The sequence below is a fragment of the Lysinibacillus sp. GW247-5R2A genome (assembly GCF_059424475.1).
On sequence record NZ_JBWKZL010000003.1, the window covers coordinates 100866 to 118952 of the forward strand.

Here is an 18087-nt window from a genome sequence, read left to right on the forward strand (position 1 = left end):
ACCTTACTACGGAAAAAACGATTTTCTCCGAACTTTACACTTTCTTTATATTTAACATAGAACGAATCTGAATTTTGCACAAATGATCGGGGTTTTCCATTTCTTCTGCGCGGGGTTATCCGTCACTTTCGCCGAGCTATCCGTCACTTTTGCCTTCCTATCCGTCACTCTGCCCTCGCTATCCGTCACTTTTGCCTTCCTATCCGTCACTTTCGCCGTTCTATCCGTCACTCTGCCCGTTCTATCCGTTTTCCCCACGCTTTCCTCTACCATGCCCGCTCTATCCGCAACTCCTCCCTCACTTCATCCCAAACAAAAAAAGAATGCACAGTGATTGTGCATTCTTCGGATTGAACTAGAAAAATAAACTTAAAAAATAGTAAATTAATGCGGCCATTACGGCAGAGATTGGCATAGTGATGACCCATGTTGTAACGATTTTACGGGCCATTCCCCATTTAACGCCTTTGACACGGTGTGCTGTTCCTACACCCATGATAGATGAAGAAATAACATGTGTTGTGGATACTGGTAAGTGAATTAATGTCGCCCCAAAGATAATAGAAGCCGAAGCTAAGTCAGCCGCTACTCCATTCACTGGGCGAATTTTCATGATTTTGCCACCCACTGTTTTGATGATTTTATAACCACCTACAGAGGTACCAAGACCCATTGCTGTAGCTGCTGCAAAACGTACCCAGAAAGGAATATCGTCGCCTGTGTGTAAACCACCTGCGATTAAAGCGAGTGTGATAATACCCATCGCTTTTTGGGCATCGTTCGTTCCGTGTGTAAATGATTGTAAGGCCGCTGTTCCGATTTGCATGGTACGGAAGCCTTTATTGGTACGGTATAAATTCATATCTTTAAAGATGACCTTTAATAGGGTCATCATTAGGAAACCAGCGGCAAACGCTAGTAGTGGTGAGAAAATCAGTGCTTGTAAAATTTTAATAAACCCAGCATAGTTCAGAATACTGAATCCAGCTGCTGCAATCGCGGCACCTGCTACAGACCCAATTAATGTATGGGAAGAGCTTGATGGAATTCCAAAATACCATGTAAGTAAATTCCATGTAATGGCAGAAAATAGAGCTGCTAAAATAACGACAGAACCTGTGATATCGCCATCATAGGCATTTAAGCTAAACGGGTCCACTATATCTTTTGTTAAGGCTTTGGCTACCCCAACAAATGTAATAGCTCCGACGAAGTTCATAACTGCAGCCATGTAAACCGCTGTACGTGGTTTTAATGCACGGGTTGATACAGACGTTGCAATCGCATTCGCTGTATCATGGAAGCCGTTTATAAAGTCGAACACTAATGCGAATATAACGACTAATATGGTAATTAGTAAGATTGTATCCATTTGTTACACTCCATCTTATGCGTTACGCATAATTATTGTTTCAATTGTGTTTGCCACTGTTTGGCAGCTATCAGCAATATCCTCAAATTGCTCATAAATATCCTTGAAAACAATGAGGCGCATTGGATCTTTTTCTTGAATAAATAACTGTTTCATCGAGGAACGGAAGATTTCATCACATTCACGTTCATTATCTTTAATTTGAATCGCATGTTTACGCATCTCTACAAGCTTTTTATTATTTAATAGCTCCATGGCTTGTACCATCTCATCTGTACTCTTCGCAATATATGTTAGGAATTGACGCATTGGCTCCGTTACTTCCGTTAAATTGTACATATTGAAGTGGGCAATACAGCCTTCCATTCCATCAATTACATCATCCAATTTATTGGCTAAAGCTAAAATATCTTCTCGCTCAATTGGTGTCATAAATGATTTATTCAGCATTACGATAAGCTCATGAATTAATTTATCACCGCTTGTTTCATAATCTTTCATAGTATCGGCAATTTCTTTTAACGCATCTATATCTTGAATATGGGCATTATGAGCATAATAAATTCCCTCATTCACATTTTTAGCGATTTTTAATAATGACTGAAAAAATGGATCCTGCTTGTTTGAGTTGAACATCTTGTTCCTCCTGTAAAATAAAAATTATCAATTTCTGAATCATCATAACAAAACATTTACACAATTCTACAAAATTTTAAACACTTCTATGTTGATTTTACAAAACTGTAATATAAAATTTGCCACATTTATTTTTAGGCTGGTTTCCAAGTTGAAAACGTTGGAAATCAAATAATAAAAATCACTATTTTTTCTTTAAATATGACCGTTTTTTCTGTTATTTTTATAAAAATACTTGAAATAATCTTTTTTCTCCCTATTTATTTACCACATGAAATGTTAAGGAATTGTAAACGGTATTTACATTCGAACTAAGTATTTCCTCTGCTATTTTTTACCTTTAAATTGTCGAAACATGTCACCTTTCCTATTTGTTATGCTCGTCCTTGTTGCTGCTTATACATAAAAGTAAGGACAACAACCTCAGAGCATTAAATTGAAGGAATCCTGCAATTTTCTGTCAATTGACAAAAAATATTAGCGTGCTATAATACTTTTGGGCTTCACCGCATTGAAGCGAAGAAGTATTTATAGGAGGTTTCATATGTTTCGAATAGACGCTAAAAGCAACCCTCGATTTATGGAGGCAAGCTTCGTTATACTTTTAATTATTGCCACAATGTCTTTTAGTATTGGGTATTTAAAAGCAACACCCCATATTCCGATTTTTTTAGTTATTTCTCTTTTACTAGCCTATGGATTACTAAAAAAAGTCCCCTTTCGCGATTTAGAGGGTGGGATGATTGCGGGTGCTAGTGCTGGATTGGGCGCTGTTTTCATCTTTTTCTTTATTGGTATTTTAATTTCGAGCTGGATTATGGGTGGAACAATCCCTACGCTCATCTATTATGGTTTTTTAACGGTTTCACCAAACTTTTTCTTTGCCATTGTTTTTTTAATTTGTAGCATCGTTGGTATTTCTGTTGGTAGTTCGTTAACAACAGTAGCAACTGTTGGTGTGGCATTTATGGGTATCGCAGGTGCCATGGACATTTCATTGACCATAACAGCTGGTGCAATTGTTTCTGGTGCTTTTTTTGGTGATAAAATGTCACCCTTATCCGATACAACGAATCTTGCCTCAGGAACAGTCGGTGTAGATTTATTTGAACATATTAAAAATATGGGCTGGACAACAATCCCTGCTTTCCTAATCTCATTCGTCCTATACGCTATTTTATCGCCAACAGGCGAAGCAACGTCTTTTGACACGGTGGAGCAATTTAAAGAAGGATTATTGAATACAGGACTTATTCATTGGTATACATTATTACCAATTGTCGTCCTCGTTATGATGACTTTTTATAAAGCTCCTGCCGTTATTACTTTAGCCGTTGTTTCTATTCTCGGTGTAGGTCTATCTTATACATTAGATCCCCTACCAGCTTCAGACGTCTTCAAAGTTTTATTTGATGGCTATGTCTCTCACTCTGGTAATAAGGAAGTAGATGCCCTACTGACACGCGGAGGCATGAATAGTATGCTATTTACAATTGCTCTTGTCTTACTGGCCTTAACAATGGGTGGGCTTTTGTTCACACTTGGTATCATACAAAGTATTTTAGCTAAGGTTGAAAGCTTATTTAAAACTGCTGGCTCCGTTATTACAGGCGCCGCTCTTACCGGCATTGGAGTCAATACATTAATCGGTGAGCAGTATTTATCTATTCTGTTAACAGGTGAAGCTTTTAAAGCTCAATTTGCGAAGGTTGGCCTAGCACCTAAAAACTTATCTCGTGTTATGGAGGATGCTGGAACGGTTGTCAATCCACTGGTACCTTGGAGTGTCTGTGGTATTTTCATCACAAGTGTCCTTGGAATTTCCACACTGGATTACCTACCATTCACCTTCTTCTGTTTACTTGGACCAATTTTAACTATTATTTTTGGTTGGAGTGGTAAAACATTAACTAAGCTTGAGCAATAATAAAAGGTAGCTGATTGTTGATCAGCTACCTTTTTATCGTTCAAAAAGTTTCTATTCTACCTTCACTTGTCCCATCATGCCATTATCTTCATGCTCTAATAAATGGCAATGGAACATATAGATACCCTTATCTTGAAACTTCACTGCCAATTTAACTGTTTCATCTGGTTCAATGGACACCGTATCTTTCCAGCCCTGTTCATTAAGCGGTGGCGCCTGACCATTAATGGATACAATTTTAAATTGCGTACCGTGCAAATGAAACGGATGAGTCATGCCACCCATCATATCGGGTTTATTGTAAATTTCCCAAATTTCTGTCACTCCCTGTTGTTGTACAAAATCAATTCTATTGCGATCAAATTGCTTGCCATTAATCGTTACCATCGTCCCCATACCAAATAGCTCTAAACGTTTAGATACAGGTAATTGTTGTTCTTCACTAGTTGTGGAGAATTGATTTAATACATCCTGCATCTTCTGTGGAGTAGTGCGTTCATTTGTAATCGTAAACGGTAACAGGACTACACCCTCTTCATTTATCAATGATAACTCAGTGGAAGTACTTAGCTTGGAAAAATCGATGATGATTTCAGCACGTTCCCCTGGTGTTAAGGTCAGTTTTTTTAGTGGAACAGGGCTATTTAGAAATCCTCCATCTGTGGCGATTTGTTGAAATTCCTCATTCGTATTTAGCATGAAGGTGAAATTACGGGCATTCGAGCCGTTCACCAATCGAAGGCGAACAGGCTCTCGGCGTACATGGAGCTTCGGATTGAGCGTACCATTTATAAGCAATGTATCACCAATTGTCCCGTCATTATTTTTGAACTGTTGATAATTTAATTGTTGTTGATCATCAAACTGGCGGTCCTGAAAAATTAACGGAATATCATTTACGCCATATTGTTGAGGTAATCCTAAACGCTGTGAATTTTCATCCTCCACATAAATGAGCCCGGCCAGTCCTTTATATACCTGCTCAGCCGTTTGTCCTTCTGGATGAGGGTGAAACCACAAAGTAGCTGCCTGCTGGCGGATAGGAAAAGTTAGCTTCCTCGATTGACCAGGCTCTATTTGTTCATGTGGGCCACCATCCCCCTCACCTGGTATTTCTAAACCATGCCAATGGAATGTTGTCTCTTTGCTCATTTCATTCGTAGTTGTAAATTGTACGGTTTGCCCCGATTGGATTCGTATCACTGGTCCTAAAAAGGCCCCATTATAGCCATAGGTCTCTGTTTGGGTACCTTGATAAAACTCTGTTGTCCCTTCTTGTGCCACAATTGAATAGTGAGCTGGATTTTTTCCATCTGGTTCTAGTAATGGAGGTATAGCCACCTCATTTTCTCCTGTAGAGGGAGCAAGCTGTAAAGGATTTGTATGACTCATATGCCCATTTGTCATATCCATTCCTTCATGAGCGTTGTTCATTGATTTAGTCGAAACATCGTCTTCTGTTTTACTAGCGCTACACCCGCCTATCAGGACAATCAATACTGTCAGTAATGAAAACCGCATTTTAGATTTCATCTATTTTCCTCCTTTTGTTACGACAAAAGTACTGTAACAAAGAAGTATGGAGAAATAATGAAGAGCGTTAAAATCCTGAAAAACCATCGAACAATGGACTTAGCCAAATGATGATTTTTGTTAAACCGTCGAAAAACAAAACAATTCCTAGCACAATCATGAAATAGCCACCCACTTTTGTGATTGTTTGACTATATTTTCGAACCCATGCGAATTTCGTGACAAATTGCGATAGCAGGAAAAACGGTATGGCAAACCCTAAAACATACGCTACCATATAAAACATGCCCATCCCTGGATGTTGAGAAGCCATCATAAAAACGGCCCCAGTAATCGGACCTGTGCAGGGGGTCCATCCCGCTGCAAAGGCAAGCCCAATGAAAAAGGAGCCTAAATAGCCTGTAGGACGATTTTTAAAGGAAAGACGTTTTTCTTGCATTAAAAACTTCGGAGAAAAGGCCCCTATAATCATTAAACCAAAGAGAACAATTAAAATAGCCCCAACCTGTCGCAATACATCTTGGTACTGGAAGAAAAACCACCCGACAACAGATGAGCTATATCCTAAGAAAATAAAAATTACCGAAAATCCAATTAAAAAGAACAGCGTATGCAACATACCTATCGTTCTTAATTTTTTATTGTCTCCCTGAAGTTCATCCAGTGACATCCCTGTAATATAAGAAATAAAAGCGGGATAGAGCGGTAAGGTGCATGGAGAAATAAAGTTTAAAAACCCTGCACCAAAGGCTAATAAAAGATTCATATCTGGATTCATTTTGAGCACTCCTTACATCTTTCATGTTAAGTGATTCCCCAATATGTAATGGTGTCCACTAAACCTACTAAAAGTAATAATATGCCTGCCACTTTTTGAATAGCTCTCCCCATTTTCATGCTTGTTCGTAAAATGAGTCGCTTCGCATCAAACAGATAAATGAAAAGAAGCATAATGAGTAATGGGATAGAAGTAGCAACCCCAAAAATACTAGGTAAGATAAACCCATAGGATGTGCCAGTGACGATGGGCATTAGCCATACAAAAAACAGGACAAACATGGTCGGACAAAAGGCAATAGAGAAGCTAGCGCCCATTAAAAAGGAGCCTAGTTTGCCCCCTTTCATAACAGGAGGAATAAGCGTCGACAGACGATTTAAAAATTTCAGCTTCCATAAACCTAATAAAATAAGCCCTGTTATCATCATCATTGGTCCAATCGCCTGACGGAAAATGGGAAAATACAAGGTCATTTTAGTTTCAAACGATTGTCCAAATAACCATGCAAAAAGCCCAAGTCCACTAAAAACAACTATTTTGCCGAGAATAAAAAACAGTATCTCCTGCCAATTATTTTTCATTTGCAGTGTTTTATTTCCGTAAAATGTAATAGCGCTCATATTGCCGGTTATTTGGCATGGAGCTAGTGCCCCTATGAGACCTAATAGCAGCGCCATAGCCCATGCTGAATGCTCATAGGCATTTAAAAATTGATTAATCGGCTCACTTAGAAACTGACTAATAGCTGACAAATAACTATACAATTTAAACACCTTCCATCTGTTCATCATTTCAGCTTTACAAGCTAGCCAAAACTAGTATACAGGGTAAATATGAATAAATGATGCAGAAATCGACTCTCCTGCTTTTAGAAGACGATGATGTGAGCAAAGTATGTCTTTTGTTGATAGAGGCACTAATACGAACCTACACATAGAGAGTGGTTCGTTCCGTTTCGGGTACTGCATCCCCTTTTGGATTTTCAATTAGTATGGTTAAAAATTTACGAGTCTTGAAACCTTTTTTCAAACTGTGCGTATGTATAGCTAACAATGTCCGTAGGAGGAATGTAAGAATGTCTTTTTTTCATAAAGCACTAGCAAGTTTTGGGATAGGCTCAGCAACAGTTGATACAAGATTGGAAAAGGATACTTATCGAGCTGGAGAAGTCATGCGAGGGGAAATCATCGTGCGTGGCGGTCAAGTTGAACAACAAGTGGATTCCATCTATCTGTCTATTAATACGACATATGTAAGAGAGTCAAATGATCATAAACATACAGAGGTGGCCACGCTACAAAAAGTCAAAGTGACAGAGCCTTTCACACTAGCTGCTAGTGAAGAGAAGGTCATTCCCATTTCGTTGACACTGCCATTTGAAACACCGATTAGTGCAGGCAAAACGCAAGTCTGGATTCAAACTGGGCTCGATATTAAAAACGCAGTTGACCCAAGTGATAAAGATTATATTCGTGTCGAGCCAACAAGCCTCGCAGCGCAAATACTTGATGCTATAGGTCGATTAGGTTTTCGTTTACGAGAAGCAGAATGTGAGCAAGCCCCAGCTCGCTTCCGTGGGTATTATCCATTTGTACAGGAGTTTGAATTTGTACCAACAGGTTCCTTTAGAGGCCATTTAGATGAACTTGAAATGGTCTTTCTGTCCCAGTCCAATCATTCGGCAGAAATTCTTTTACAAATTGACCGCAAAGTAAAAGGCATTGGAAGCTTCTTCGCTGAAGCTCTAGAGATGGATGAAAGCTACGTTCGAACAACCGTTACGATGCATGATTTACCGACGCTTCCAGAAAAATTCCAACAAATTATTTCAAAGCAACTATAATTTCACTAAAAAGTAGTTGAAGAGCACTTCAACTACTTTTTCAGAACAATTGAAAACGGATAAATATCTTCTAGCAATCACTACGAATGGTTATGGTCATTTTCAAATGGACACTATTAAAGCTTTAGCCATTGAGAAGTATTTTGATGTGATTTTAGTCTCTGAATGGGAAAATATGAAAAAGCCTGATCCCCAACTATTTATGAGAGCTTTAGACAAGCTACAGGTTTCTCCTCATAACAGCATTTTTTTAGGAGATCATCCTGAAAATGATGTGAAGGGTGCTCAAGCTGTTGGCATGAAAGGTATTTGGAAAAAGGATGTTCAATGGGACTATGTGGAGGCAGATGCCAACCTTGATGATTTGTCAGAATTACCTTCCATCATCGACTATTTCAACAGCAAACAATAAAACGGTAGACAATGGCCAACGAGAAATAGACACTCGTTGGCTTTTGTTATTTTCGTTCTTCGTTCTATTTCATTAACAAGAAAAAAGACTGTAGACAACTCAACATTTTTTGAGTTCATCTACAGCCTGAGCCATCCTTTAGATGGTTTTAAAAAGTTATTTTACTGCTTGCTTTACTTTTTCCATTACTTCCTCTGCTGTTGCACATTGTAATGCCTCAGCGGCTAAAGCTTGCATGTCCTTTACAGCTAGGCGCTTCAATAAAGAACGTGTTTTCAAAATGGATGTTGCACTCATTGAGAATTCATCTAAGCCTAAGCCAAGCAATAAAGGAACTGCTAGCTCGTCGCCTGCCATCTCTCCGCACATCCCTACCCATTTTTGTTCTTGATGGGCGGCATGAATGACCATTTGAACCAAGCGTAAAATAGCTGGATTGTACGGCTGATATAAATAAGATACTTTTTCATTCATACGATCTGCAGCCATTGTATATTGAATTAAATCATTTGTTCCAATGGAGAAAAAGTCCACTTCCTTGGCAAAAACGTCAGCCATCACTGCTGTAGCTGGAATTTCCACCATCATGCCTATTTCAATGTCAGCACTTACGTCCTTCCCTGCTGCAACTAGCTGTTCTTGCTCTTCTAATAAAATCGCTTTAGCCTCACGGAACTCTTGAATAGTCGCAATCATGGGGAACATAATTTTTAGGTTGCCATAAACAGATGCTCGCAGTAAAGCGCGTAATTGTGTTCGGAATAATTCTTGTTGCTCCAAGCATAGACGAATGGCGCGATGACCCAGGAATGGATTCATTTCTTCCTGTAGTGGTAAATACGGCAAGTGTTTGTCTCCACCAATATCTAGTGTACGAATGACCACAGGCTTACCTTGCATTCCTTCAAGAACCGTCTTATACGCTGTAAATTGCTCTTCCTCAGATGGCAGGTTTTCTCGGCCCATATATAAAAACTCTGTTCGATATAAGCCAATTCCTTCAGCCCCGTGACGCAACACGCCCTCCAAATCGCCTGGAGAGCCGATATTAGCGGCTAGCTCTACATGGATACCGTCTTGGGACACCGTTTGTTCGTTTACTAGCGTTGACCATTCCGCTTGTTGAGTATGATAGCTTTGTGCTTTTTCTTGATAGCTGGCAATCACATCTGCCGTCGGATTGATCAGCACTTGACCTGCTAAACCATCCACGATTAATACATCTCCATCTTGAATAGTCGTCGTTGCTGCTCCAGTTCCAACTACTGCCGGAATCTCTAACGAACGAGCCATAATCGCTGAATGAGAGGTACGGCCCCCAATATCAGTAATAAAGCCAAGAACAAAGTTACGATCCAATTGAGCCGTCTCTGAAGGAGTCAAATCATTGGCTACAATAATCACCTGTTCACTAATATTACTTGGGTTTGGAATATGTACACCGAGTAAATGTGCTAACATGCGATTTGTCACATCTTTAATATCGGATGCACGTGCACTCATGTATTCATCATCCATACTTTCAAACAATGCCACAAACATTGAAGACACTTCATGTAAGGCAAACTCTGCATTGACCCCTTCGTCAGCTATTTTTTGATGAATAGGTCCGATTAATTCTGGGTCATTTACCACTAATAAATGCGCGTCAAAGATGGCTGCTTCCTCGGCACTGAATTTTTTTAATGTTTGCTGTTTAATCGCCGCTAACTCTTGCTCTGTTTTAGCAAGGGCAGCGGCTAAACGTTGCTGCTCCGCCTGAACATCTTGAACCTTTGTTTGGCTAAATGTTAAATCCGGTTGTACAAAACGATACGCTTTAGCAATGGCAATGCCGTCTGAAGCGGCAATACCAGTGAAATGTGTCATTGTGCAAGCCCCATTTCTGTCATTAATGTTGTTAATGCCTCAAATGCTTGCTCTTCATCTTCCCCCTCTACATAAAGTGTAAATTGAGAACCTTGTTTTAACGCTAATCCCATTACGCCAAGAATAGATTTTAAATTGGCTGCTTTTTCTTCCGTACGCACTTCGATAGCTGACGTGAATGGCGTAGCCTTTGCCACAAGCTGGCTCGCTGGACGTGCATGAATTCCTAAAGGATCGATTACTGTAAATTGTTGTGTTTTCATTATTTATTCTCCTCTACTTGTAAGTCTGTTAAGATGATGACATTTGGGTGTTTAGATAAAACACTTGCTGGAATTTCCTCTGTATAATCAGAGGCCAGCACACGTTCTAACACCTCACGCTTAGTTTCTCCCACTGCTAGTAACAAAATGCATTTTGCGCGCATAATAGATTGAATCCCCATAGTGAACGCTTGCGTGGGCACTTCATCAATCGAAGAAAAGAAGCGAGCATTGGCTTGACGAGTCGATTCCTCCAATGTCACAAGATGTGTCAAGGATTCAAATGGTGTACCGGGTTCATTAAAACCAATATGGCCATTTTGTCCGATACCAAGCAATTGAAAGTCTAAGGAATGCTGTTGTAATAGGGCTTCATAGCGAGCAGCTTCCTCCATAGGATCAGCTGCTAAGCCATTTGGTAAATACGATGCCTGAAATGGCTTTTCGTGAAATAAATGCTGATGCATATAATAGGCATAGCTTTGCTCATGATTGGCCTCAAGCCCTACATATTCATCCAAATTAAAGCTGATGCAATTTGAAAAATCAATTTCCGTTTTACAGATTTTAGCATACAACGGTTCCATCGTTCCACCAGTAGCTAGCCCGAACGTAGTGGACCCATTATTTTTAGCATCTGCTATGATGGCTACTGCTCGTGCATATAAATCTTCTTTTGAATCAAATCTTTCTATGTTCACCACATATCCTCCTTTTCCTAAAGCCTTAAAAATGAATGCGCTGACCATATTGATCAATAAGCTCATCATTATTGGTGTTACCTAAGTTACTGCTAGCAAACACTGGTAAGCTGGCGCCTTGTTCATGTAGAACTTCAATGATTTGGGCGAATAGAGCATTTAATAGCGCTGCACCTAACACTGTAGATACAGGTCCATATTGCAACTCATCAACTGTTAAAACCCCATCCCCTAATGGGACATGCGTATTTAGAACGTCATCTACGATATCCTCTAAACGTTTGCCTGAAGGATGGCGTGATGGCTGATGTTGATAGGCCAATGATTGCAGTGAGATCGTATGCGCACCTGCTTCTTTTGCGTAGATTGCCATATCAATAGGCACTGGATTGTTGGCAGATGTTGAAATAATGATACAAACATCTTTGTCATCAAACTGTAGCTGATCCTTATAGGAGGCTAAAAATGCTTGCTTCTTTTCATTTTGTGAAGATTGCCGTGCTCCCTGATGTAGCATTAAGGATTCAATGTGAATCGGTTTGACAGGGACTAAGCCACCAGCCCTGAAATAACATTCTTGTGCTAATAGCATGGAATGGCCTGAACCAAATAACTGGATAATGCCTCCCTGTAAGAGTCGTTTGACGATTAACTGAGCTACATGGTTAATTTGTTCATTTTCTTGTTGTGCCACCATTGTTAAATAGCGATTGACTTGTTGAAAATAGGTATTCATGATCTATCACCTTTTCATTTCAAACGTTTCTTACAACTTGTTTGCATGCATACTAATTTGGCCAGCTTTAATCGTTTGATGTAGCAGTAACTGTCCATCCACAATCACTGCATCCGCATCATATCCTTCTATCAGCTGTCCTTTGTTCGTTAATTTTAATTGCTGGGCAGCATTATAGCTGGACATTTTCACTAGCTCCTCTAATGTACAATTGGTAATCTGACGCATATTTCGTACAGCTTGATCCATTGTTAAAATACTACCCGCCAGTGAACCATTCGATAAATGGGCTCCTGATTCTGTCACATGCACCAATTGACCACCTAAATCATATTCACCGTATGGCATACCCTTCGCTCGCATCGCATCCGTTATTAAAATAATTCCGTCTGCCCCCTTCAAACGATAAGCCATTTCCACAGCTCCTTCATGCATATGAATAAAATCAACAATCAGTTCAGCCTTTATGCCATCTAATAGCAAAACACCACCGACCACACCAGGATCACGATGATGGAATGGACGCATTTGATTGTATAAATGTGTCCCCTGTGATGCACCTAATTGAACAGCTTCTTGCATTTGCTCAAATGAAGCATCGGAATGACCAATGGATACAATAATTCCGTTTTCAGAAAGGCTTTGGACTGCTGTCATTCCATTAGGTTCTTCAGGTGCTAGCGTAATTTGTTTAATTTTTTGACCACTTAATGCTTGCCATTTTGTCATCACTTCTACATCTGGCTGGACAATATAATCAAGTGGTTGAGCTCCTGCCCGCTGCTTCGAGACAAAAGGTCCTTCAATATGAAGGCCAAGGACTTCCGCTTCATCTGACTTTGGCTGGAATTGTGCCACATTGGCGATGGCCCGTTCGATATTGTCAAAGCTTTGAGTCATCGTAGTTGCTAAAAAGCTGGTTGTACCTTCTTTTAATAGTGATTTGGCCATGATATGTAACCCTTCATCGGATGCATCCATTGTGTCCATTTGGGCTGACCCGTGAATATGCATATCAATAAATCCTGGCAATAAAAACTTGCCTGAACCATCTAATTGTTCAACGCCCTGCGCCTCAATATGATGGGCAACCTGAGCAATTTTACCGTCCTTCATCCACACATCCATCTGTTCATCTCGACCACTCGCATTGACCACTGTGATGTTCCGAATTATTAAACTCAAGAAAAACATCTCCTCTTCTTGAACAAGGGCTGTTGAAAAGGTATCCATTTGCAATATGATTGCCCATGTATTCCTCCGCAAACAGCCCCATGAATTGTTACTTTTTCATTGAAATAATATTGGTAGAGCCTGCTCTTTGGTACCCTGATTTTCCTAGCGTAATCTCTTGCCCCATTAGGCTAGTGAAAACGACAGGCGTAATAATGGAAGGCACTTGTTCCTTAATTTTTGTGATGTCTGCTTTTAATAATGCATCCCCACGTTTAATTGTTTGACCATCTGACACAAGCATGTCAAAGCCTTCACCATTAAGCGTTACAGTATCCAATCCGACATGAATTAATAATTCTAATCCTGTATCAGATTTTAAACCGATCGCATGCTTCGTAGGGAAAATCATCACCACTTGACCGTCAAACGGTGCATAAACAGTTCCATCTGTCGGACGAATCCCAAAACCAGGACCCATCAGGCCAGCAGAAAATGCTTCATCCGGTACTTCTGATAGCGGTAATAAATCTCCAGTTATCGGCATTTCAAAATCATGGAAAGTTGTTGTTGCTTCACTTTTTACTTCTGCTGTCGCTACAGGCTGTTCCGTCGGCAATTGGGCATTAGCTGGTGCTGGGTTGCCTTTTTGCAGACGTTCTTTCATAGCCTCTGCTAAAAACTCAACAGATGTTCCAATAATTACTTGTACATTGGTTTTACTAATACGCATAACACCTCGCGCACCTGTTTGTTTCAATGTTTTTTCATCCACGACGCTGGCATCCTGTACGGACATACGTAAGCGAGTCGTGCAGTAATCCACTTGCTGAATATTATCTTTACCACCTAATGCTTCAATTGTGTAGTAGGCACGTAAATCGATATCATCGGAAATAGCTGAATGTGATTCCCCATCTTCTTCATCATCATCTTCACGTCCAGGTGTTTTTAAGTCCAATTTTTTAATTAAGAAGTAGAAGACCACAAAATATATGGCCCCAAAGCCTAAACCTAATGGTAGAAGCAGTAATGGACTATCAGCCAAACCTAAGTTAAGCAAGTAGTCAATTAACCCTGCTGAGAATCCAAAGCCATCACGGAACCCAACAATATAGGCAACCGCAAGCGAAATACCTGTTAGGACTGCATGGATACCATAAAGTACTGGTGATAAGAACATGAATGAAAATTCAATCGGCTCCGTAACCCCTGTTAAAAAGGCAGTTAAAGCAATGGATACGAACATCCCACCAACGATCGGACGTTTTTCTTTTTTCGCAGTAAAATACATCGCAAGACAAGCTGCTGGTAAACCGAACATCATAATTGGGAAGAATCCAGCTTGGAAATGTCCAGCCGTTGGATCTCCTGCTAAGAAACGATTAATATCCCCTTTCACAATTTCTCCCGCAGCATTCGTAAATTCACCGAAGTCGAACCAAATAACCGTATTGATGACATGGTGAAGACCAACTGGTATTAATAGACGGTTGAAGAAACCATACATCCCAACGCCAAGTGATCCTGCACCGATCATCCAATTACCGACAGCATCAATACCGCCCTGAATTGGTCCCCAAACGATCGCTAAAATACTCGCTAATATTGCCATGGTGATGGACGTGATAATTGGTACAAACCGTCGTCCACCAAAGAATGATAACCATTCTGGAAATTTCACATTATAATATTTGTTATACAGTAAGCCTGCCGTAATACCGGCAATAATACCGCCAAACACACCCATATTTAATTCTTCATTAACCGTCCCTAAAACGGCTATTAATACGAGGTGAGCAATCGCACCCGCAAGAGCGGCTCCCCCACTGCTATCATGTGCTAACCCCATCGCAATACCAATCGCAAAAATAATAGGTAAATTGCCTAGTATAGCATTCCCAGAAGCGGCCATAATACTAGCAATGTACTGGATTGCTTCATTCGGTACTGCACCAAGCATATCCCCAGAACCTAAACGCAAAAGCAAGGCTGCTGCCGGTAATGTCGCGATTGGAAACATAAGTGACTTACCGATTTTTTGTAAGAAAGCAAACATTTTTCATCCCCCTTTGGTATAGTTGTCTAGACCACTTTTATGAAAAAAAAGCGTTTTCATTAAGTTGCTATTATTATAGGCGCAAATTGAAAAAAAATAAATACTTTTTTAATAATTCTTGCTGTAAAAAAAACCGTACCCCAATAAAGCATTCGGGCACAGTTCTTATTTAAATTATGCAGTAACGTCTCCTTTCATAAACGATGTATAACTAATCACTAGGAAAATTACGGCGTAAATAGCTAATACCGTTAGCGAGAATGGCATTGTCATATCTGGAACCATTAAAATACCTTTTTCGTATTGAGTTAAATCTGAATGTGTTAGCCAAATATATTTTACAATGTCGTATCTACTTAAGAACATGACGATCATGCCACCTGTAAATGAAAGGAACATTGTTAAGCCGATTGCTAATGAGCTAGAACGGAACACTGAACCGACTAAAAAGGCAAATAATGTCGACATGACAAAATCACCGCCAGATAGTAGATAATGATAGGCTAAATCATTCCATATTGCCTTTTCAGCCACCTGACCATTGACAATTTCTAATTCCACACCTGAGCCTACACCAAATAATACTACCCCTACAATTGCACTCACGACTACGTTTACGACCACTAAAAACAAACCGAATAAGAAGGTCGTCAATAGTTTTGACGTTAACACTTTCGCACGGGACATGGGGCGAGTCAACAGCATTTTTATCGTACCTGTTGAAAATTCACTGGAGACAATACTTGCGGCTATAATCACCGTAAATAATGTGACAAGTGTTAGCATATTGCTTGTAAAGGACATAAAGCTTGCAAGACTGTTATCTTTTTGACTCGGCGCATCATGGGCTAAACGGTACTCCGAAATAGCAATTCGCTCTTCAAAAAATGCTTTATCTTCCTCGGACAAATCCTCCTCTGCTAGCATTGCCTTATTATTTTGGATAGACTGCTGCTCTATCTCCTGCCACGATCCCTCATCCGATGATTTACCCTCATAATATTTCATGATGCCACCAGGTACTAGAATAACAAGGACAAGCATAGCGACCATTGCCCACGTTCCTTTTTTATGCCATAATTTCATCCATTCATTTTGAATTAGCTTCAGCAATTTGTCCGCCTCCAGTCATTTCTAAGAATTGATCCTCTAATGTTTTCTGATGTGGCTGTACAGCAAATAGCTGCATACCTGCTTGCACAAGCCCTAACGTCAATGCAGGCACATCTTCTTTCTTCAATTCAATTACATAGCCTTGATTCACCACCTCAAACTTGTAATCATGTTGTGCCAAATGGGCAGAAACCTGCTCTTGTGGCTGTGCTTCCACATAGTAGAACGACGTACTTTCATTGTGAATTTCACGAATGTCGATCAGTTTCCCATTTTGTATGACAGCAACCCGATCACACATTAATTCAATTTCAGATAATAAGTGACTGGATACAAAAACAGAAACATTATCTTCTGCTGCAATTTTGCGAAGGTACATACGGAATTCCCGAATACCAGCCGGGTCTAAACCATTCGTTGGTTCATCTAATATTAGAAATTTTGGTCGATGTAATAGCGCCTGAGCAAGCCCTAGTCGTTGACGCATACCAAGAGAATACGTTGCAACCTTCTCATGGATACGATTTTCTAGACCCACCTGTTTAACGACTTCCATGATTCGTTCTTTTGTAACATTTTTATGCATACGTGCAAAATGCAATAAATTTTTATAGCCTGACATAAATTTATACATTTCTGGGTTTTCGACAATCACACCGACCTTGCTAATCGCTTCCTCATAATGCTCCTGTAGAGAAACCCCATCAATGATTACCTTACCCTCTGTTGGATGCATGAGACCTGTCATCATACGAATCGTCGTTGTTTTCCCTGCCCCATTGGGTCCTAAAAAACCTGTAATTTGTCCTGGATATAAATCAATATTTAATTGTTGAATTAATTGCTTTCCACGAATGGTCTTCGATAGATTTTGCAATTGAACAATTGGTTCTGTCATATTTATTCACCCTTTCTTTTTTGTTACGCTAATCCTTTATCGTTAAACGCTATTGCGGTCTGTGTCATTGGTAGAAGGACGATAAAAACCTTTCATCCACTCAACCGCATCTTTATTGGTCACATCACGCAATGTCTCTACATCTTCATAAGCTGTGATAGAACCCGCTTTTAATAAAATAATTTGATCTAAAATAGGTTCAACCTCATATAATTCATGTGTTGACAGCAAAATCGTTTGATTTTCAATGTCCGTAAATTGAATTAAACCTTTAATGAGCTGCTCTCGCACAATAGGATCTAGCCCAGCAAATGGTTCATCCATTAAATAATAAGGAACTTCTCGACCCAGTGTAGCAGCCATTTTCATACGGCCACGGTTTCCTTTTGATAATTGACGTAGCTTCGTATTTTTATCCACCTGTAAAAATTCTGCTACTATACAAGCCTTATCATAGGAAAAGTCTTCAAATTGAGAGGCGTAGTGCTGAAAAAGCTGTTCACCCGTATAATAATCAAAAAACAAATCTGTATCTGGTAAATAAGCAATTTGGTCCGCACTACGTCGGGAAATGGGTTGACCATTCAATACTACTTCACCAGTTGAAGATCGTAGTAAGCCCGCTAAAACTTTAAGAAGTGTAGATTTACCACTACCATTTTCCCCAACTAGCCCAATTATCTGTCCAATAGGAAAGGAAAAGGATATATCCTGTAAAATGGGCTTTTTCTTATACTGAAAAGAGACATTCGATAGCTGTAACATTCCTTCACC

At 39.8% G+C, this 18087-nt stretch carries 18 protein-coding genes; 3 read left to right on the forward strand and 15 right to left on the reverse strand.

What is annotated here, in order from left to right; genetic code table 11:
* Positions 1-51 precede the first annotated feature (51 nt).
* From AC07YC_RS06415 to AC07YC_RS06425, 3 genes are all read right to left on the reverse strand, one after another.
* Positions 52-273, reverse strand: coding sequence for a hypothetical protein (locus tag AC07YC_RS06415; protein WP_494918790.1), 222 nt, complete (start codon positions 271-273; stop codon positions 52-54).
* A gap of 82 nt (positions 274-355) precedes the next feature.
* Positions 356-1372 (reverse strand): inorganic phosphate transporter, encoded by a 1017-nt coding sequence (locus tag AC07YC_RS06420; protein WP_336635952.1) that lies wholly within the window; start codon positions 1370-1372, stop codon positions 356-358.
* Positions 1373-1387: 15 nt separating this feature from the next.
* Positions 1388-2008, reverse strand: a complete 621-nt coding sequence (locus AC07YC_RS06425) for a DUF47 domain-containing protein (RefSeq protein WP_008175806.1) — start codon at positions 2006-2008, stop codon at positions 1388-1390.
* A gap of 544 nt (positions 2009-2552) precedes the next feature.
* Here AC07YC_RS06425 and nhaC point away from each other — a divergent pair.
* Positions 2553-3935 carry a Na+/H+ antiporter NhaC gene (gene nhaC, locus AC07YC_RS06430; protein ID WP_494918792.1) on the forward strand — a complete coding sequence of 461 codons (1383 nt, stop codon included), beginning with the start codon at positions 2553-2555 and terminating at the stop codon, positions 3933-3935.
* Positions 3936-3986: 51 nt separating this feature from the next.
* Here the strand turns inward: nhaC and AC07YC_RS06435 are convergent, their stop codons facing one another.
* The 3 genes from AC07YC_RS06435 to AC07YC_RS06445 all read right to left on the reverse strand — a co-directional run bounded on the left by AC07YC_RS06435 (position 3987) and on the right by AC07YC_RS06445 (position 7010).
* Complete coding sequence (locus AC07YC_RS06435; protein WP_494918793.1) at positions 3987-5468, reverse strand: multicopper oxidase family protein; 1482 nt, start codon at positions 5466-5468, stop codon at positions 3987-3989.
* Positions 5469-5535: 67 nt separating this feature from the next.
* Entirely contained in the window at positions 5536-6246 is a 711-nt protein-coding gene (locus AC07YC_RS06440) for a cytochrome c biogenesis CcdA family protein (RefSeq protein WP_494918794.1), read from the reverse strand.
* 26 nt (positions 6247-6272) lie between these two features.
* Positions 6273-7010, reverse strand: a complete 738-nt coding sequence (locus tag AC07YC_RS06445; protein WP_494918795.1) for an urease accessory protein UreH domain-containing protein — start codon at positions 7008-7010, stop codon at positions 6273-6275.
* Between the two features lie 311 nt (positions 7011-7321).
* On the opposite strand from AC07YC_RS06445, the gene AC07YC_RS06450 reads away from it, so the two are divergent.
* Positions 7322-8089, forward strand: a complete 768-nt coding sequence (locus tag AC07YC_RS06450) for a sporulation protein (RefSeq protein WP_494918796.1) — start codon at positions 7322-7324, stop codon at positions 8087-8089.
* Positions 8090-8105: 16 nt separating this feature from the next.
* Positions 8106-8501 carry an HAD family hydrolase gene (locus AC07YC_RS06455; protein WP_494918797.1) on the forward strand — a complete coding sequence of 132 codons (396 nt, stop codon included), beginning with the start codon at positions 8106-8108 and terminating at the stop codon, positions 8499-8501.
* Between the two features lie 156 nt (positions 8502-8657).
* Here AC07YC_RS06455 and ptsP read toward each other — a convergent pair whose 3' ends face one another.
* The 9 genes from ptsP to AC07YC_RS06500 all read right to left on the reverse strand — a co-directional run bounded on the left by ptsP (position 8658) and on the right by AC07YC_RS06500 (position 18078).
* Entirely contained in the window at positions 8658-10370 is a 1713-nt protein-coding gene (gene ptsP, locus AC07YC_RS06460; RefSeq protein WP_494918798.1) for a phosphoenolpyruvate--protein phosphotransferase, read from the reverse strand.
* Positions 10367-10633, reverse strand: coding sequence for an HPr family phosphocarrier protein (locus AC07YC_RS06465; RefSeq protein WP_336635959.1), 267 nt, complete (start codon positions 10631-10633; stop codon positions 10367-10369). Before AC07YC_RS06465 ends, ptsP begins: the two co-directional genes overlap by 4 nt.
* Positions 10633-11382, reverse strand: a complete 750-nt coding sequence (locus AC07YC_RS06470; RefSeq protein ID WP_494918951.1) for a glucosamine-6-phosphate deaminase — start codon at positions 11380-11382, stop codon at positions 10633-10635. The genes AC07YC_RS06465 and AC07YC_RS06470 overlap by 1 nt, the downstream gene beginning before the upstream one ends.
* Positions 11360-12070 (reverse strand): sugar isomerase domain-containing protein, encoded by a 711-nt coding sequence (locus AC07YC_RS06475; protein ID WP_336635961.1) that lies wholly within the window; start codon positions 12068-12070, stop codon positions 11360-11362. Before AC07YC_RS06475 ends, AC07YC_RS06470 begins: the two co-directional genes overlap by 23 nt.
* A gap of 30 nt (positions 12071-12100) precedes the next feature.
* Positions 12101-13255, reverse strand: coding sequence for an N-acetylglucosamine-6-phosphate deacetylase (gene nagA, locus AC07YC_RS06480; protein ID WP_494918799.1), 1155 nt, complete (start codon positions 13253-13255; stop codon positions 12101-12103).
* Between the two features lie 97 nt (positions 13256-13352).
* Complete coding sequence (gene nagE, locus AC07YC_RS06485; RefSeq protein ID WP_494918801.1) at positions 13353-15302, reverse strand: N-acetylglucosamine-specific PTS transporter subunit IIBC; 1950 nt, start codon at positions 15300-15302, stop codon at positions 13353-13355.
* Positions 15303-15476: 174 nt separating this feature from the next.
* On the reverse strand, positions 15477-16415 hold the full coding sequence (locus AC07YC_RS06490) for an ABC transporter permease (RefSeq protein WP_494918803.1): 939 nt from the start codon (positions 16413-16415) through the stop codon (positions 15477-15479).
* Entirely contained in the window at positions 16393-17313 is a 921-nt protein-coding gene (locus AC07YC_RS06495; protein ID WP_494918804.1) for an ABC transporter ATP-binding protein, read from the reverse strand. Before AC07YC_RS06495 ends, AC07YC_RS06490 begins: the two co-directional genes overlap by 23 nt.
* A gap of 42 nt (positions 17314-17355) precedes the next feature.
* A complete protein-coding gene (locus tag AC07YC_RS06500) occupies positions 17356-18078 on the reverse strand; it encodes an ABC transporter ATP-binding protein (protein WP_336635966.1) in 723 nt (240 codons plus the stop codon).
* Positions 18079-18087 lie beyond the last annotated feature (9 nt).

Coding starts and splice junctions, on each gene's coding strand:
- AC07YC_RS06440 (WP_494918794.1), bottom strand. CDS start 6,246: ATGAATCCAGATATGAATCTTTTATTAGCCTTTGGTGCAGGGTTTTTA.
- ptsP (WP_494918798.1), bottom strand. CDS start 10,370: ATGACACATTTCACTGGTATTGCCGCTTCAGACGGCATTGCCATTGCT.
- AC07YC_RS06465 (WP_336635959.1), bottom strand. CDS start 10,633: ATGAAAACACAACAATTTACAGTAATCGATCCTTTAGGAATTCATGCA.
- AC07YC_RS06475 (WP_336635961.1), bottom strand. CDS start 12,070: ATGAATACCTATTTTCAACAAGTCAATCGCTATTTAACAATGGTGGCA.
- AC07YC_RS06420 (WP_336635952.1), bottom strand. CDS start 1,372: ATGGATACAATCTTACTAATTACCATATTAGTCGTTATATTCGCATTA.
- AC07YC_RS06415 (WP_494918790.1), bottom strand. CDS start 273: ATGGTAGAGGAAAGCGTGGGGAAAACGGATAGAACGGGCAGAGTGACG.
- nhaC (WP_494918792.1), top strand. CDS start 2,553: ATGTTTCGAATAGACGCTAAAAGCAACCCTCGATTTATGGAGGCAAGC.
- AC07YC_RS06425 (WP_008175806.1), bottom strand. CDS start 2,008: ATGTTCAACTCAAACAAGCAGGATCCATTTTTTCAGTCATTATTAAAA.
- AC07YC_RS06470 (WP_494918951.1), bottom strand. CDS start 11,382: ATGGTCAGCGCATTCATTTTTAAGGCTTTAGGAAAAGGAGGATATGTG.
- AC07YC_RS06435 (WP_494918793.1), bottom strand. CDS start 5,468: ATGAAATCTAAAATGCGGTTTTCATTACTGACAGTATTGATTGTCCTG.
- nagE (WP_494918801.1), bottom strand. CDS start 15,302: ATGTTTGCTTTCTTACAAAAAATCGGTAAGTCACTTATGTTTCCAATC.
- AC07YC_RS06495 (WP_494918804.1), bottom strand. CDS start 17,313: ATGACAGAACCAATTGTTCAATTGCAAAATCTATCGAAGACCATTCGT.
- AC07YC_RS06500 (WP_336635966.1), bottom strand. CDS start 18,078: ATGTTACAGCTATCGAATGTCTCTTTTCAGTATAAGAAAAAGCCCATT.
- AC07YC_RS06450 (WP_494918796.1), top strand. CDS start 7,322: ATGTCTTTTTTTCATAAAGCACTAGCAAGTTTTGGGATAGGCTCAGCA.